We start from the raw sequence: 15779 nt of genomic DNA, 5'->3' as shown, positions 1-15779 counted from the left end.
ATAGCTGTCATACCCGGAGTAATCGCCACCCATGCTCTCGTACTGACCTTGAGAGCCTCCGTTGGCAACGGGAAAAACCATGCGCCGAAGGAAAAAGACAACGACGCCGACGAACCCCACCAACACAATTGCGAGATGCATCCACCCGGTCGAGCTCATCTAATTTCGCCCCTGTCCCCGCGTCCCGGACGCCACTGCAATAGCACAATGTGGATGTGATCGCCATGACCGACATCGCCACCTACAACTTCGCCTATCTCGACGAGCAGACCAAAAGGATGATCCGCCGGGCGATCCTCAAAGGCATCGCCATCCCCGGCTACCAGGTGCCGTTCGCCTCGCGCGAAATGCCGATGCCTTATGGCTGGGGCACTGGCGGCGTCCAGGTCACCGCCTCGATCATCGGCCCCGACGATGTGCTGAAGGTCATCGACCAGGGCGCCGACGACACCACCAATGCCGTCTCGATCCGCGCCTTCTTCAGGAAGGTAGCCAATGTCGCGGTGACGACGGACACCGCCTCCGCCACCATCATCCAGACCCGGCACCGCATCCCCGAACATCCGTTGGCGGCCGGGCAAGTGCTGGTCTACCAGGTGCCGATCCCCGAGCCGCTACGCTTCCTCGAGCCGCGCGAAACCGAGACCCGGAAAATGCATGCGCTGGAGGAATACGGCCTCATGCATGTGAAGCTCTACGAAGACATCGCCAGGCACGGGCGCATCGCCACCACCTATGCCTATCCGGTCAAGGTGGAGGGCCGCTATGTGATGGACCCATCGCCGACGCCGAAATTCGACAATCCGAAAATGAACCACTCGCCGGCTCTGCAGCTGTTCGGCGCCGGCCGCGAGAAGCGCATTTATGCGCTGCCGCCCTTCACCGAGGTCGTCAGCCTCGACTTCGAGGACCATCCGTTCGAAGTACAGACCTTCGACCAGCCTTGTGCGCTTTGCGCGGCCAAGAATGTCTATCTCGACGAGGTCATTCTCGACGACCATGGCGACCACATGTTCGTATGCTCCGACACGGATTACTGCGAGAAGCGGCGCGGAGACGGCCATCGCGGTCATCTTGCGCCGGAAACCGACCTTGCCCCCGAAACCCACTCTGCCCCAGGAAACATGGAGCCGGCGCAATGACCGACGAACCATTGCTGCGCGTCTCGGCGCTTTCCAAGTCCTACGGCTCGCGCGTCGGCTGCGACAACGTCACCTTCGACCTCTGGCCGGGCGAAGTCCTGGCTGTCGTCGGCGAGTCCGGTTCCGGCAAGACCACGCTTCTGAACTGCCTGTCGACGCGGTTGTTGCCCTCATCCGGCACCGCCAGCTACCGCATGCGCGACGGCCATTTCCGTGAGCTCTACCGCATGAGCGAGGCCGAACGCCGCTTTCTGATGCGCACCGACTGGGGCTTCGTCCATCAGAACCCGGCCGATGGCCTGCGCATGACCGTTTCGGCCGGCGCCAATGTCGGCGAGCGGCTGATGGCGGTCGGTGACCGCCACTACGGCAAGATCCGCGCCACGGCTGTCGATTGGCTGTCGCGCGTCGAGATCGAAGAAGACCGCATCGACGACGAGCCACGCGCCTTTTCCGGCGGCATGCGCCAGCGCCTGCAGATTGCCCGCAACCTCGTCACCGGACCAAGGCTGGTCTTCATGGATGAGCCGACCGGCGGCCTCGACGTCTCGGTGCAGGCGCGCCTGCTCGATCTGTTGCGGGGCCTGGTCACCGATCTCGGCCTGGCGGCCATCGTCGTGACCCACGACCTCGCAGTGGCGCGGCTCCTGTCGCAGCGCATGATGGTCATGAAGGACGGCCGTGTCGTCGAAAGCGGCCTCACCGACCGTGTGCTCGACGATCCCCGCGCGCCCTATACGCAATTGCTGGTTTCTTCCATTTTGCAGGTATAGCCATGCCCACGCCCCTCGTTGTCTCCAACGTCGCCAAGAGCTTCACCATGCATCTGCGCGATGGCATCAAACTGCCGGTCGTCGCCGACGTTTCGTTTTCGATCAGGGCCGGCGAATGCACCGTGCTCGGCGGTCCATCCGGCGCTGGCAAGAGCTCGATCCTGAAGATGCTCTACGGCAACTATGCCGTCGACGAAGGCCAAATCATCGTGACGCACGATGGTGGATTGATCGATCTCGCCACCGCCGGCCCGCGCACCGTGCTGGCGGTACGCCGGCAAACGATCGGCTATGTCAGCCAGTTCCTGCGCACGGTGCCGCGCGTTTCGGCACTCGACGTCGTCGCCGAGCCACTGGTCGAGCGCGGCGAGGAACGCGAAAGTGCCAGAAGCAAGGCTCGCGACTTGCTGGCCAGGCTCAATCTGCCGGAGAAATTATGGGCATTGCCGCCGGCAACCTTCTCGGGCGGCGAGCAGCAGCGCGTCAACATCGCTCGCGGCTTCATCACCGGGCATCCGATCCTGCTGCTCGACGAACCGACGGCATCCCTCGATGCCAAAAACCGCGACGTGGTGATCGAGCTCATCGCCGCCAAGAAGGCGTCCGACGTGGCGCTGCTCGGCATCTTCCACGACCAAGACGTGCGCGAGGCGGTCGCCGACCGCGTCATCGACGTCACCGCGTTCGCTCCGGGAAAGATCGCCGCATGACCAGGAAATTGTCGGAGACGCCCTTGGTCCACCCGACGGCGGAGATCGAAAACTCCGTGGTCGGGCGCTGGACCGAGATCGCCGAGCGCAGCCGGGTTTCGGAGAGCGAGCTCGGCGATTATTCCTACATGATGCAGGACTGTGCCGTCTGGTGCGCAACGATCGGCAAGTTCGCCAACATCGCGGCCAGCGTGCGTCTCAATGCCACCAATCACCCGATGTCGCGGCCGACCCTGCACCATTTCACCTATCGCGCCGCGGATTATTGGGACGATGCCGAGCACGAGAGCGCGTTCTTCGCTGAGCGCCGCGCCAGGCGCGTCAAGATCGGCCACGATACCTGGCTTGGTCACGGCTCCACCGTCCTGCCCGGCGTCACCGTCGGCGACGGCGCTGCTGTCGGCGCTGGAGCCGTCGTCTCGAAGGACGTCGAGCCCTACACCATCGTCGCCGGCGTGCCGGCCAAGCCGATCCGCGAACGCTTCGACCGCCGCACCGCCGAGCGCTACCAGGCGCTCGCCTGGTGGGACTGGGACCATGCCAGGCTGCGCGCGTCTCTCGAGGATTTTCGGCAATTATCTGCCGAGGCGTTTCTGGAGAAGCACGGCCGCTGACAGGCCGCGATCTCGCGCCCCGCAGCACTGCCTGTGGAGCGTTACAAAACTGACATGGTGGCGACATGGCAGGTTCATGCGGCTGCGTTAGGCGAGAGCCTGACGATCAATAAGGCCCGGATCGGAGCCCAGCCCATGTCAGCCACTTCCGCCACCCTCGATATCCGCGGTGTCAGCCGACGTTTCGGCAGGAATACCGCCGTTAGCGACATCAACATCTCGATCCCGCAAGGCCAGATGGTCGGCATCATCGGCCGTTCGGGCGCTGGCAAGTCGACGCTGCTGCGCATGATCAACCGTCTCATCGATCCCAGCCAGGGGTCGATTTTTTTTGACGGCGCCAACGTGTCCAAGCTGCAGGGTCCGCCGCTGCGGCGCTGGCAGCGCGACTGCGCCATGATCTTCCAGCAGTTCAATCTGGTCCCGCGCCTCGACGTGCTGACCAATGTGCTGCTCGGCAAGCTGAACCACCGTTCGACCCTCACCAATCTCCTGGGCATTTTTTCCCGCGCCGAATGCGCCGAGGCTGTCGCCGCTCTCGACCGGCTCGATATTGCCCGCATCGCGTTGCAGCCCGCCGGAACCCTGTCGGGGGGACAGCAGCAGCGCGTCGCGATTGCCCGCGCCATGATGCAGCAGCCAAGGGTGATCCTTGCCGACGAGCCGATCGCTTCGCTCGACCCGCTCAACGCCAAGGTGGTGATGGATTCCCTGCAGGACATCAATCTGCGCGAGGGCATCACCGTCATCACCAATCTCCACACGCTGGACACGGCCCGCACCTATTGCAACCGGATCATCGGCATGGCCGCCGGCAAGGTCGTCTTCGACGGCCCGCCGGAAGAACTCAACCGTGAGGCCGTCCGCTTGGTTTATGGCGTCGACAACAATGGCGGCGAAATCTCCGAGGCTATCACCTCGACCAGCTTCGCCTTCAGGCAAAGGATCCTCGCATCCGCCGGACCGCTCGAACCGGCATTCCCCGGCTACTGAGGGCGGCCGGGGTCGTCAGCCCGCGTCAAGGGCACTGGTCACATCGATAACAACGCTGCCGGCGCGGGGCCGGAACCCACAGGAGAAATATATCCAATGTTCAGGAAAATGGTTCTCAGCGCCGTTTCGGTGCTCGCCATGGCGACAAGCGCCGCTCACGCGGCCGACATGAAGGAGTTTCGCGTCGGCATTCTCGGCGGCGAAAACGAGACAGACCGGCTGCGCAACTTCCAGTGCCTCGCAGATCATCTGAAGACCGAATTCGGCTTCGAAAAGGTGTCGCTCTTCCCCGCCGCCGATTATGACGGCGTCATCCAGGGCCTGCTTGGCGGCACGCTGGACTTCGCAGAACTCGGCGCATCAGGCTACGCCAGCATCGCCCTCAAGGATCCTAAGGCCGTTACCCCTATTCTCACCACCCAGCAGACGGACGGCGCCACGGGATATTATTCGATCGGCCTGGCGCTGAAATCGTCGGGCATCACCGACATCCAGTCCGCCAAGGGCAAGAAGCTCGGCTATGCCGATCCGGATTCGACCTCCGGTTATCTGATCCCGCTGACCCAGATCCCGAAGGATACCGGGGCTTCGAACGAGACCTTCTTCGCCTCCACGCAGTTCAGCGGTGGCCATGAGAACAACGTGCTCGCCGTGCGCGACGGCAAGGTCGATGTGGCGGTTGACGATTCCTCCGGCATCGGCGACTTCAAGAACGGCTACACCTCCGGCACCTTCCACAAGGAAGTCGCCAAGGGCGCCGTCGACCCCAACGACTTCATGGAAGTCTGGCGCTCCGGGCTGATCCCGAACGGCCCGCTGGTCGTGCGCACCGCGCTCGGCGACGACATGACCGCGAAGCTTACTGCCTTCTTCACCGACCTGCCCAAGAAGGACAAGGCCTGCTTCGAAGGTGTCGAGGGTGGCGATTTTACCGGCTACGTGCCCGTGAAGCCCGACTTCTACAACGTCATCATCGAAGCCCGTAAGGCCGCCATCGGCGGTTGACGGCGAAATCAGGAAGGGCGGCGCCGAAAGCGCCGCCCTTTTTGCATCCCGATCATGACCCTTTCGATAACAGCCCCCTCCTCCGGCCGCACCCACCAGATGGCCGATGCCTGGCGACGCCAGACATCGCTGCGCCGGTTTTATGCGGTGCTTGGGGTCGCCTTGCTGCTTGTCGCGATGTTCACCAGCATTTGGTTCGCCGACGAGGCCAATGCCGGGCACTTCTTCGACCGCTTGCCGCACATTCTGGATTTCCTGAGCTGGCTCGTCCCCAAGGATTGGAACGACGTCTGGCGGGCCCTGTTCGACATCGCCTCACCGCACGACACCGGCACGCAGGAGTTCAACTTCCCACTTGGCCGTTCCTATGTCTGGGGTGGTTTCTACATTCCCGAATATTTCGAGCTGATGCTGACCACGGTGAACGTGGCGCTAGTCTCGACCTTCATCGGCTTCATCTTCGCCGTGCCGTTCTCGTTCATCGCGGCGCGCAACCTGACGCCGCACCCGGTGCTGCGCCTTGTCGTCAAGCGGTTCATGGAGTTGCTGCGCGCCTTCCCCGAGATCGTTATCGCCGGCCTGTTCGCAGCCATCGTCTCAGCCGGCCCGGTCGCCGCCATCATCGCCATCGGCCTGCATTCGCTCGGCGCGCTGGGCAAGCTGTTCTACGAGATCAACGAGAACATCGACATGCGGGCCGAGGAAGGTCTGCGCGCGGTCGGCGCCAACTGGTTCGAGCGTGTCCGGTTTGCCGGCCTGCCGCAGGTGATGCCCAATTTCATGTCCTACACATTGCTCCGCATCGAGATCAACGTGCGCATCTCGACCATCATGGGCGCGGTCGGCGGCGGCGGCATCGGCGAGGAGCTGAAGCTGTCCATCTCGCGCGGCTTCGGCGCCAAGACGCTGGCTTTGGTGCTGCTGCTGTTCACCACAATCTTCATCATCGACCAGTTCTCCGCCTGGGTCCGCCGCAAGCTCGTCGGCGAACAGGCCTTCCTGATGGGAGCCTGACATGGCTGCTATGACCGCCGGCGAGATCAGGGCGATCGAGGACCGCTTCCCGCTGCTGTTCCGCCGGCCGGTCTACAAGCGCTTTGGGCCGTTACTCCTGCTTGCCGGCACCGTGCTCTATCTCGCCTACGCCTTGTGGTTCTTCAGCCTGCCGCAGGTGCTGCGGGACTCCCATTGGGAGCGGTTGCCGCTCTTCCTGTCGCAATGGGTCAGTTACGATCTGCAGCCTGAGTTCCGTCTCGACCAGCCGCAGATCACACCTAAATATCCGCGTTTCTCAGCACTTGGCGACAGTCCGAACCCCGACTGGGTGACCAGGAATGCGGACGGCACTTTCACCGTGCTGATCGATGGCCTGGCGAAATCCGTCACCTTCGACAAAACGCAAGCGATCATCACGGCCAACGGCCAAACCATCCCCGTGGCGCTGGCCAGCGGCAAGCCGGTGATTGCCGGCCCAGTACCGGACTGGATTACCGCGCATGATGACGAGGTGGTCGCAAGGATGGGCTTCGCCGGCGAGGTGCGCGTCACCGTTGACCGCGTCAAGGTGCGCAAGCGTTTCCTCGGCTGGGCGAATTTCGTCTTCGACACCCGCTCCCCCTTCTTTGGCAAGTCCACTGGCGAAGTTGTGACGCTGATCCTGTCCGGGCCTGAGCTCAAGCCGGGCACTTCGAACCTCGCCCTTGCCGGCGACAACATCTGGTACAACGCCCAGTGGCAACATGGCGACGTCTGGACAAAGATGCTGCAGACCATCGTCATGGCGTTTCTCGGCACGCTGCTCGGCGGCCTCGTCGCTTTCCCGCTCGCTTTCTTCGCCGCCCGCAACATCACGCCGAGCGGCTGGCTGAGCCAGGTGCTCAAGCGCTTCTTCGACTTCATGCGCTCGGTCGACATGCTGATCTGGGCGCTGTTCTTCACCCGCGCCTTCGGACCAGGCCCGCTGGCCGGCAGCGCGGCCATCTTCTTCACCGAGGTAGGCACGCTCGGCAAAACCTATTCCGAAGCTTTGGAGAACATCGACGACAAGCCTCGCGAAGGCGTCATATCGACCGGCGCCAACGGCCTCCTGGTGCAGCGTTACGGCGTGATCCCGGAAGTGGTGCCGGTGTTCATCAGCCAGACACTCTACCAGTGGGAATCCAACACCAGGGGCGCCACCATCATCGGCGCCGTCGGCGCCGGCGGCATCGGCCTGAAATTATGGGAAGCCATGCGCACCAATTCCAATTGGGCCAACGTCTTCTACATGGTGCTGCTGACGCTTCTCGTGGTCTTCACCTTCGACGCCATATCGAACTTCCTGCGGCGGAAACTGAGCCCCACCATCCATGATTACAACAGGAGCCAGGCGGAGCAGGTGTAGCCCTGCAACATGGAAGCGAGCATCGTTGCGCCTCGCGCCAGGGGTCGACCCCCACTCCGTCGAGCTTCGCTCGACACCTCTCCCCCGGTCGACGGGGTAGAGGAAAGGCGCGAACTTATCTGGCCTGGCTCCCTTCCTCTCCCTCCGGAGGGGGGAGAGGTGGCTCGGCGAAGCCGAGACGGAGTGGGGGAACCACCTGCCAACCGCCGCGAAAGCAGCGGAAGTGGGAAAGAGTGCCCAGCATCGTCGTGACGGAGGCCCCGGAAAGGCGCTAAGCCGCCTTCTTCCACCCATCCCTGATATGCCTGTACCCCTCGCGATACACGGCCTCCGGCGTCTCGGAAAAGTCTCGCCACACCTTGGTTGCCGCCGCCAGTTCCTTGAGCGAACGGCCGAAGGCCTCGATCGTCAGCCAGTCGTCATAACCGCTCTTGCGGATCGCGGAGAAGGTCTCTTTCCACGGAATGTTGCCGCGCCCCGGCACGCCGCGATCGTTCTCGGAAATGTGGATATGCACGATGTTGCCGCGGTGCTTCGTATAGGCGCCGGTCGGATCGGGCTCCTCGATATTGGCATGGAAAGTATCGTACATGGCTTTGATGTGCGGGCGATCGATCGCATCGATGTGCTCGGACAGATCGGCCATCGTATTGAAAAGATAGCACTCGAAGCGGTTGAGCGCCTCGAGGCCGATGGTGACATTCTTCTTGCCGGCATGGTCGCCTATCGCACGCTGCGAGGCGATGGAACGCTTCTTCTCCGCCGCCGTCGGCCCGCTGCCTGAAAAGGCGCCGAGCGTCGAATGCAGCGGACCGCTCAATGTGCGGGCGCCAAGCGCATCGGCACAGTCGATCGCCCATTTCATGAAGTCGACACCGGCCTTGCGTGTGGCTGCGTCGGCCGAAATCAAATTCATCGCCGGATCGCCCATGGCCGAAACCGCGGTGCGCTCCAGTCCTATGCGGTCAAGCATCTCGCCCAGCTTCTTGTAATCGTCCGGAGAGCCGGCGAAAATCGGGATCTCGACCCCATCGAACCCTGTCGCCTTGATGTCGCGAAGCAATGGCTCGTGCTTCTTCGACACCGCCGTCGTCCACAAGAACATGCACATGCCGATCTTCATCGATGCCCCTCCCCCTTTTTCGGCCGGCAATGTCGTGCCGGCCATGCACTCGCTCCCCGTGCGCCTCTAAAGTTTCGTCCAGGCGCCGTTCTTCCTAGAAGACTTCACACACGCCTCGATGAAGGCCATGCCCTCGACGCCATCATCGATGGTCGGGTAGACGACATCCTTTGCCGGCTTGCCGCCCTTGCCGCGCGCCGCGCGGATGGCGCGCGCGGCCTCCTGGTATATGTTGGCGAAACCTTCGAGATAGCCTTCCGGATGCCCTGACGGTACGCGGCTGACACGCCCCGCCACCGGCAGCGCGCCGGCGCCATTGCGGGTGATCAGCTGCTTCGGCTGGCCGAACGGCGTGTACCAGAGATAGTTCGGATCGGCCTGCACCCATTCCAGCCCGCCTTTCGAGCCATAGATGCGCAGCTTCAGCCCGTTTTCATGGCCGGGTGCCACTTGGCTCGCCCAGATCATGCCCTTGGCTGGATGGGCCTTCCCAATAGGCTTGAAGCGCAGCATGACGTTGACATTGTCGTCGAGCTGGCGCCCCGGCACGAAAGCATCGAGATCCGCCGACAGCGAATCGAGTTCAAGCCCGGAGACGAAGCGTGCGAGGTTGTAGGCATGGGTGCCGATGTCCCCCAGCGCGCCGCCGGCGCCCGCCTGCTTGGGATCGGCGCGCCACGACGCCTGCTTCTGGCCGGTGGCGGCGAGATCCTCGGTAAGCCAGTCCTGCGGATATTCGGACTGCACGATGCGGATATCGCCGAGCACCCCCTTGGCGACCATTTCGCGCGCCTGCCGTACCATCGGATAGGCAGTGTAATTGTGGGTGAGAACGAACACCTTGCCGGTCTTCTCGACGACCGCCGCCAGCTTCCTGGCCTCCGCCAGCGTCGTCGCCAGCGGCTTGTCGCAAATCACGTGGATGCCGGCTTCGAGAAAGGCCTTGGCAGCGGGCACGTGCACATTGTTCGGCGTGACAATGGCGACCGCCTCGATGCCGTCGGGCCGCTGCGACTCGGCCTTGGCCATCTCGGCATAAGAGGCGTAGCTGCGGTCCGGATCGAGCCCGAGTTCGGCGGCCGATGCCTTGGCGCGCGCCGGATCGGACGACAGCGCGCCGGCAACCAGCACGAAATCATTGTCCATGCGCGCCGCGATGCGGTGCACCGCACCTATGAAGGCACCCTGCCCGCCGCCGACCATGCCATAGCGGATCGGGCCGCCTCCCGTTTCCGACTTCGATGCGCCGACCATGTCTCTCTCCCTCGTTTGCTCAGCGCCCTTTGAAGGGCGTCGATCCGGCCAACCACCCTCCATGGGAGGGAAGATCGCGCTAGATCCCCATCATCTTGCGCAACATGTCCTTGTCCGTCGCGCCGCCGGCGAAGTCGTCGAATGCCTTCTCCGTCACCCGGATGATGTGATGCTGGATGAAAGGCGCGCCTTCCGCTGCGCCGTCTTCGGGATGCTTGAGGCAGCACTCCCATTCGAGCACCGCCCAGGAGTCGTAATTATACTGAGTGAGCTTGGAGAAGATGCCGCCGAAGTCCACCTGTCCGTCGCCCAGCGAGCGGAAGCGGCCGGCGCGGTTGGTCCAGCTCTGATAGCCGGAATAGACGCCTTGCCGGCCGGTCGGGTTGAACTCGGCATCCTTGACGTGGAACGCTTTGATGCGCTCGTGATAGATGTCGATGAACTCAAGATAGTCGAGCTGCTGCAGGAGGAAGTGCGACGGATCGTAGTTGATGTTGCAGCGCTTGTGGCCGCCGACCGCGTCGAGGAACATCTCGAACGTCGAGCCATCGAACACATCCTCGCCCGGATGGATCTCGTAGCCGACGTCGACGCCATGCTCTTCGTAGACATCGAGGATCGGCTTCCAGCGTTTGCCGAGTTCGGCGAACGCCTCCTCGATCAATCCGGCTGGGCGCTGCGGCCAGGGATAAAGATAGGGGAAAGCCAACGCGCCGGAGAAGGTGACCGAAGCGTTCAGGCCGAGATTGCGCGACGCCTGGGCGCCGAACTTCATCTGTTCGACCGCCCATTCCTGCCTGGCCTTCGGGTTGTTGTGCACCGACGCCGGCGCGAAGCCATCGAACTGAGCGTCATAGGCCGGATGCACAGCGACCAGTTGCCCCTGCAGATGCGTCGACAGCTCGGTGATCTCGACGCCGGCCTCCGCGCAGATGCCCTGGATTTCGTCGCAATAGGATTTGGACGACGCCGCCTTCTTGAGGTCGAACAGCCGCGCGTCCCAGGTCGGGATCTGCACACCCTTATAGCCGAGCCCCCCGGCCCATTTCGTGATCGAAGCCAGTGAATTGAATGGCGCGGCATCGCCCGCGAACTGCGCCAGGAACAGCCCCGGACCTTTCATTGTCGTCGGCATCGGCATCCTCCCCTTACATTGTGCGGCCAGCATAGCGCCGATTGAAAGCAGGGCCAGCCACTTTGGTCGCTGCCCGGTCGCTTGGTACATACGCTAATTCTGGTATTACCAAATATCGGAATTTGGTCAAGTCATGCGATGCGTCAAGGCAATGTCTACCAAGCGCTGTCCAGCACCGCTTATGCCAACATAATCAATCAACTACCATATAGGCCAAGTTGCGTCCTCGCGCTTCTTGCCGTCCACCGCAATTTCCTGTAGAGGTCATTGCAGGCCCAATTGGTCGAACCAGTTTGCGAGGAGAAGCTGGGGCGCCTTGGGGAGGAACCTATGCGTCGTCTCTTGTGACGCAAGTGGCAGGCGAACGATCAAGACGATTGGGAAGGACAGACCATGCATCTTTCGACGCACAACTGGATGCGAGCCGAACCTTTGGAGACGACGCTCAAGCGCATCAAGAAATTCGGCTACGAGTCGATCGAGATTTCCGGCGAGCCCGAACAGTACAAGCCCACGGAGACCCGCGCGCTCCTGAAGGAGCATGGTATCCGCTGCTGGGGCGCGGTTACGCTGATGCTGGGAGAGCGCAACCTCGCCGCCAGGGATCAGGGTCAGCGCGAGCGCTCGGTGCAATATGTCAAGGACGTGCTGACCATGGTCAGCGAGCTCGATGGCGAAATCATCACCCTGGTTCCGGCGACGGTCGGCAAGGTTGTTCCGGACGGCACCGAGGAAGAGGAATGGAAATGGGTTGTCGATGCGACCCGGGAATGTTTCACCCATGCCAAGAAGGTCGGCGTCAAGATCGCGATCGAGCCGCTCAACCGCTTCGAAACCTATCTGTTCAACCGGGGCTCGCAGGCCCTTGCGCTGGCCGACGCGGTCGATCCCGAATGCGGCATCTGCCTCGACGCTTACCACATCCACATGGAAGAATTTAACGTCTATGACGCAATCCGAAATGCTGGAAAGCGCCTGTTCGACTTCCATGTCGCCGACAACAACCGCTTCGCCGCCGGCCTCGGCCAGATCGACTGGCCCAAGATCGTCTCCACCTTGCGGGAGATCGGCTATGACGGCGCGCTGACCAACGAGTTCGTCGCGCCGGTCGATCGCACGCCGGCCGCACCCTATCCCGACATGGTCGAGCGCCACCCTGTCGACATTTCGCCTGAGCAGCTGAAGTTCATTCAGGATCACGGCTCCAGCGTGCTCACTGAGAAGTTCTACACCGATCAGATGCGCATCAACGCCGAAACGCTGCTGCCGCTGATCAAGTAGCCGACGGCTCTCAGGAATTCGCCCTTTCGCCTGACTGGCGGCAGGGCTGGGGAAGACCATGCGCATCAAGAACGTCCAAGCCTGGTGGGTCAGCGTCCCGATCGAAGCCGCTCGGCAACATCGCAGCGATTTTGGCCAGGTGACGACCTTTGACGCCGCGATCCTGCGCATCGAGACCGATGACAGCCTGGTCGGCTGGGGGGAAGGCAAGAACGCTGCCGGCAGCGCCGGCAGCTATGGCGCCCTCGTCCACATGCTGAACCATGAGGTCGGCCCTCAGTTGATCGGCCGTGATCCGGCCGACATCGGCGTCATCTGGGAGATGCTCTATAACGGCGTGCGCCACGACAGCGCCGTACGGGCAGGCCACGCCATGCCCCAGCTGGCGCGACGCGGCATGAGCGTCGCGGCGATCAGCGCCGTCGACATCGCGTTGTGGGATATTCTCGGCAAATCGCTTCGCGTGCCGGTCTGGCGGCTGCTGGGCGGCCGCAAGCTGGACCGCATGCCGGCCTATGCCTCCGGCGGTTGGGCGGCGGCCGACGCCATTGGCGAGCAGTTGAAATCCTATATCGCCAAGGGTGGCTTCAAGGCCCTTAAGATGCGCATCGGGGCAATGGACGGCGCCGCGCATATATCCGCGTCACGCGTCCGCGCCGCCAGACAGGCGCTCGGCCCTGATGTCGAGCTGATGGTCGACGCTCATGGAACCTACACGGTGGCGGAAGCCAAGCGCTTCATAAGGCTTGTCAGCGACCTCGATCTCGCCTGGTTCGAGGAGCCGGTCATCGCCGACGACAAATCCGGCATGGCCGAGGTTCGGGCATCGGGAACCGTCCCCATCGCCACCGGCGAGAGCGAGGCGACACGCTATGCCTTCCGCGACCTTGCCGTGCTCAAGGCGGCCGATATCTTCCAGCCGGATCCAGCCTTTTGCGGCGGCATCAGCGAGGCCATGAAGATCGGCACCATCGCCAGCGCCTTCAACCTGCGTTTCGCGCCGCATCTGTGGGCCGGCGCGCCCTGCTTCTTCGCCGGTTTGCATGTCTGCGCCGCGTCGCCGTCGAGCTTCACGGTCGAATATTCGCTGGGCGCCAACCCGATGATCCACGATCTGGTCGAAGAGACTGTCGAAGTCAGGGACGGTATGATAGCGATCCCGGAAACGCCGGGGCTGGGGTTCACCATCTCGGAGCGGTTCCTGGAGGCGCACGCGCAACGCGGTTGAAGATGAAAGAAAAGAACCTTCTCGCCGAGCTCGCCGCCTATCTGTTCTCGCAATCCGACAAGGAGACGGGGCGGACGCCGTCCGAACGTGAACTGGCGGAGCATTTCGGCGTCAGCCGCGGCCAGCTACGCGAGGCGCTGGCCATCCTCGAAGCCATGCGGATCGTCGAACGCCGGGCCAAGTCCGGCATCTACATCGACACCAAGCAGGCCAGCGTGGAAGCCATGGCGCTCTTTGCGCGCGCGGGCCTGCCCTTGGATCCGATCCAGATCTACGAAACCGTCGAACTTCGCAAGATCCATGAGATCAAGGCGGCCGAGCTTGCCTGCTCACGGGCCACCGAAGAGAATTTCGAGCGGCTGCGCGAAATCCTCAAAGCCTCGGAAGAGCGCATCGCCGCTGGCGAGGGCCTCGCCAGGGAAGACCGCGAATTTCATCTCGAGATCGTGCGCGCGACCAAGAACAGCGTCTTCCACAATGTCTGCAGCGTCTACTACATGATGGGCGAACAGCGCCTGCCGATCTACTTCAACGATCCCGAGCGCAACGTGCGCTCGCATGCCGATCACATCCATATCTACGAGGCGCTGCTGCGCCGCGACGGCAATCTTGCCCAGGCGCTGATGAGCGCGCATCTGCAAGGCGCGGAGAGCTATTGGAAGGGCCTGATCGAGGGCCATGGCGAGGCAGCGCCACGTCCGGCGCTGGAGAAAGCCTGACCGGCATGCCCCGTATCCTCACGACGCACCCTCTGCATCCGCGCGCTTCGGCCATGCTGGCCGGCGCCGGCGAGCTTGTCGTCGCATCCGCCCTGGACGCGGAGACCCTTGCCGTCGATGCCAGGAACGCCGACATCGTCATCGTCCGCGCGCCTCTGCCGCCGGCCCTGTTCCAGGGCGCGCCGAAATTGCGGGCGGCAATTCGCCATGGCGCCGGGCTCGACATGATCCCGATGGAAGCGGCAACCGCCGCCGGCGTGCTGGTCGCGAATGTTCCCGCGGTCAATGCCCGCTCGGTTGCCGAGCACGCCATGTTCGCGGCGCTCGCCCTGCTTCGCAATTTCCGCGTCGTCGACCGCGACCTGCGGGCAAAGGGCTGGCTCGCCGGACGCGAGCATGCCAATTCCAATAGCGAGTTGGCCGGCAAGACCATCGGTATCGTTGGCCTTGGCGCCGTCGGTCAGGCTGTTGGCCATATCGCCGCGCACGGCTTCGACCTGAAAGTAGTGGCGACGACGCGCAGCATGCGGCCGGCACCGGACAAGGTGGGTTTCCTGTCTATCGACGCCCTGGTCGAGCAGAGCGACATCATCGTCCTGTGTTGCCCGCTAACCGAAGAGACGCGGGGCCTGATCAGCCGAGAACGCATTGCTCGCATGAAACAGGACGCGCTGCTGATCAACGTCTCGCGCGGACCTGTCATCGACGACGATGCGCTTATCGAGGCCCTTCGCAAAGGTCGTATTGGCGGGGCCGCACTCGATGTATTCTCGACGCAGCCGCTGCAGCCAAACCATCCTTATTTCGGCTTCGACAATGTCATCATCACCCCGCACATGGCTGGCATCACCGAGGAGTCGATGATGCGCATGGGTGTCGGCGCGGCCGGCGAGGCGCTGCTGGTGCTGGCCGGCAAACTGCCGGTCAACCTGCGCAACCCCGAAGTCGTGGGCCATTACCGGCGACGGTTTCCGGCGGACCAATAACACATCGCCGTTTCGCCCCATTTTGCGGCGAGGCTGACCCAATGTCCGCTCTTCGCTTCGCATCTCTGGCCATAATTGCTTCGATCTGCGCCGCGTCGTCGGTCGCCGCGGCAGAGAGCAGCTATGTCTATTGCGACAACGGCCTGCGCTACTTCAAGGCACCTTGCCCGTCCTACAGTGCGCTTGACCTTACCACCGGCGCAATCACCAAGGGCCTTTCGATCGATGTCAGCGGATTGCCGCAGCAAGACAAGGCGATAACCGATCTCTCGGAAGCGCTCTATGCCGGAAAGATAGTCGTCAGAGGCGTGATCGGGCAGCGCACGCAGACCATCGTCGGCAGGAACCAAAACATGCCATGGCTGGTCGCGACCCGAATCCTGCGCGCCGCCAAGGACAGCGAGCGAAAGCACTGTTCTTCGCATTGAGAACG

The 15779-nt window shown here is 63.0% G+C and carries 16 protein-coding genes; 13 read left to right on the top strand and 3 right to left on the bottom strand.

What is annotated here, in order from left to right:
• Nucleotides 1-224 precede the first annotated feature (224 nt).
• The 8 genes from LB513_RS16455 (at nt 225) to phnE (LB513_RS16420) (ending at nt 7620) form a co-directional block, all read left to right on the top strand.
• Complete coding sequence (locus tag LB513_RS16455; protein WP_224664557.1) at nt 225-1142, top strand: alpha-D-ribose 1-methylphosphonate 5-phosphate C-P-lyase PhnJ; 918 nt, start codon at nt 225-227, stop codon at nt 1140-1142.
• Complete coding sequence (phnK, locus tag LB513_RS16450; RefSeq protein ID WP_224664556.1) at nt 1139-1915, top strand: phosphonate C-P lyase system protein PhnK; 777 nt, start codon at nt 1139-1141, stop codon at nt 1913-1915. Before LB513_RS16455 ends, phnK begins: the two co-directional genes overlap by 4 nt.
• A gap of 2 nt (nt 1916-1917) precedes the next feature.
• Nucleotides 1918-2625: a phosphonate C-P lyase system protein PhnL gene (gene phnL / locus LB513_RS16445; RefSeq protein ID WP_224664555.1), complete on the top strand. Its 708-nt coding sequence runs from the start codon at nt 1918-1920 to the stop codon at nt 2623-2625.
• Nucleotides 2622-3239 carry a DapH/DapD/GlmU-related protein gene (locus LB513_RS16440; protein WP_224664554.1) on the top strand — a complete coding sequence of 206 codons (618 nt, stop codon included), beginning with the start codon at nt 2622-2624 and terminating at the stop codon, nt 3237-3239. Before phnL ends, LB513_RS16440 begins: the two co-directional genes overlap by 4 nt.
• A gap of 135 nt (nt 3240-3374) precedes the next feature.
• Complete coding sequence (gene phnC / locus LB513_RS16435; protein WP_224664553.1) at nt 3375-4232, top strand: phosphonate ABC transporter ATP-binding protein; 858 nt, start codon at nt 3375-3377, stop codon at nt 4230-4232.
• Between the two features lie 96 nt (nt 4233-4328).
• Nucleotides 4329-5237, top strand: a complete 909-nt coding sequence (gene phnD, locus LB513_RS16430; RefSeq protein WP_224664552.1) for a phosphonate ABC transporter substrate-binding protein — start codon at nt 4329-4331, stop codon at nt 5235-5237.
• A gap of 54 nt (nt 5238-5291) precedes the next feature.
• Nucleotides 5292-6251 carry a phosphonate ABC transporter, permease protein PhnE gene (gene phnE / locus LB513_RS16425; protein WP_224664551.1) on the top strand — a complete coding sequence of 320 codons (960 nt, stop codon included), beginning with the start codon at nt 5292-5294 and terminating at the stop codon, nt 6249-6251.
• A 1-nt stretch (nt 6252) separates the two neighbouring features.
• Complete coding sequence (gene phnE, locus LB513_RS16420) at nt 6253-7620, top strand: phosphonate ABC transporter, permease protein PhnE (protein ID WP_224664550.1); 1368 nt, start codon at nt 6253-6255, stop codon at nt 7618-7620.
• A gap of 271 nt (nt 7621-7891) precedes the next feature.
• On the opposite strand, the gene LB513_RS16415 is transcribed toward phnE (LB513_RS16420), so the two are convergent.
• The 3 genes from LB513_RS16415 to LB513_RS16405 all read right to left on the bottom strand — a co-directional run bounded on the left by LB513_RS16415 (nt 7892) and on the right by LB513_RS16405 (nt 11132).
• Complete coding sequence (locus LB513_RS16415; RefSeq protein ID WP_224664766.1) at nt 7892-8743, bottom strand: sugar phosphate isomerase/epimerase family protein; 852 nt, start codon at nt 8741-8743, stop codon at nt 7892-7894.
• Nucleotides 8744-8809: 66 nt separating this feature from the next.
• Nucleotides 8810-9997 (bottom strand): Gfo/Idh/MocA family protein, encoded by a 1188-nt coding sequence (locus tag LB513_RS16410; RefSeq protein WP_224664549.1) that lies wholly within the window; start codon nt 9995-9997, stop codon nt 8810-8812.
• A gap of 79 nt (nt 9998-10076) precedes the next feature.
• Nucleotides 10077-11132 (bottom strand): sugar phosphate isomerase/epimerase family protein, encoded by a 1056-nt coding sequence (locus LB513_RS16405; RefSeq protein ID WP_224664548.1) that lies wholly within the window; start codon nt 11130-11132, stop codon nt 10077-10079.
• Nucleotides 11133-11525: 393 nt separating this feature from the next.
• Here LB513_RS16405 and LB513_RS16400 point away from each other — a divergent pair, with 393 nt between their 5' ends.
• Genes LB513_RS16400 through LB513_RS16380 form a run of 5 tightly spaced genes read left to right on the top strand, consistent with a single transcriptional unit; the run spans nt 11526 to nt 15774 of the window.
• Entirely contained in the window at nt 11526-12413 is an 888-nt protein-coding gene (locus LB513_RS16400) for a sugar phosphate isomerase/epimerase family protein (protein ID WP_224664547.1), read from the top strand.
• Nucleotides 12414-12471: 58 nt separating this feature from the next.
• A complete protein-coding gene (locus tag LB513_RS16395; protein ID WP_224664546.1) occupies nt 12472-13641 on the top strand; it encodes a mandelate racemase/muconate lactonizing enzyme family protein in 1170 nt (389 codons plus the stop codon).
• A gap of 2 nt (nt 13642-13643) precedes the next feature.
• A complete protein-coding gene (locus LB513_RS16390) occupies nt 13644-14360 on the top strand; it encodes a FadR/GntR family transcriptional regulator (RefSeq protein ID WP_224664545.1) in 717 nt (238 codons plus the stop codon).
• Between the two features lie 5 nt (nt 14361-14365).
• Complete coding sequence (locus LB513_RS16385) at nt 14366-15346, top strand: hydroxyacid dehydrogenase (RefSeq protein ID WP_224664544.1); 981 nt, start codon at nt 14366-14368, stop codon at nt 15344-15346.
• A gap of 41 nt (nt 15347-15387) precedes the next feature.
• On the top strand, nt 15388-15774 hold the full coding sequence (locus LB513_RS16380; protein ID WP_224664543.1) for a hypothetical protein: 387 nt from the start codon (nt 15388-15390) through the stop codon (nt 15772-15774).
• Nucleotides 15775-15779: the final 5 nt, after the last annotated feature.

It is taken from the genome of Mesorhizobium sp. ES1-1 (assembly GCF_020164785.1).
Lineage (GTDB): Bacteria > Pseudomonadota > Alphaproteobacteria > Rhizobiales > Rhizobiaceae > Mesorhizobium.
Note: the sequence above shows the minus strand (reverse complement) of the source record. Positions and strands in the feature narration are given on the sequence as shown.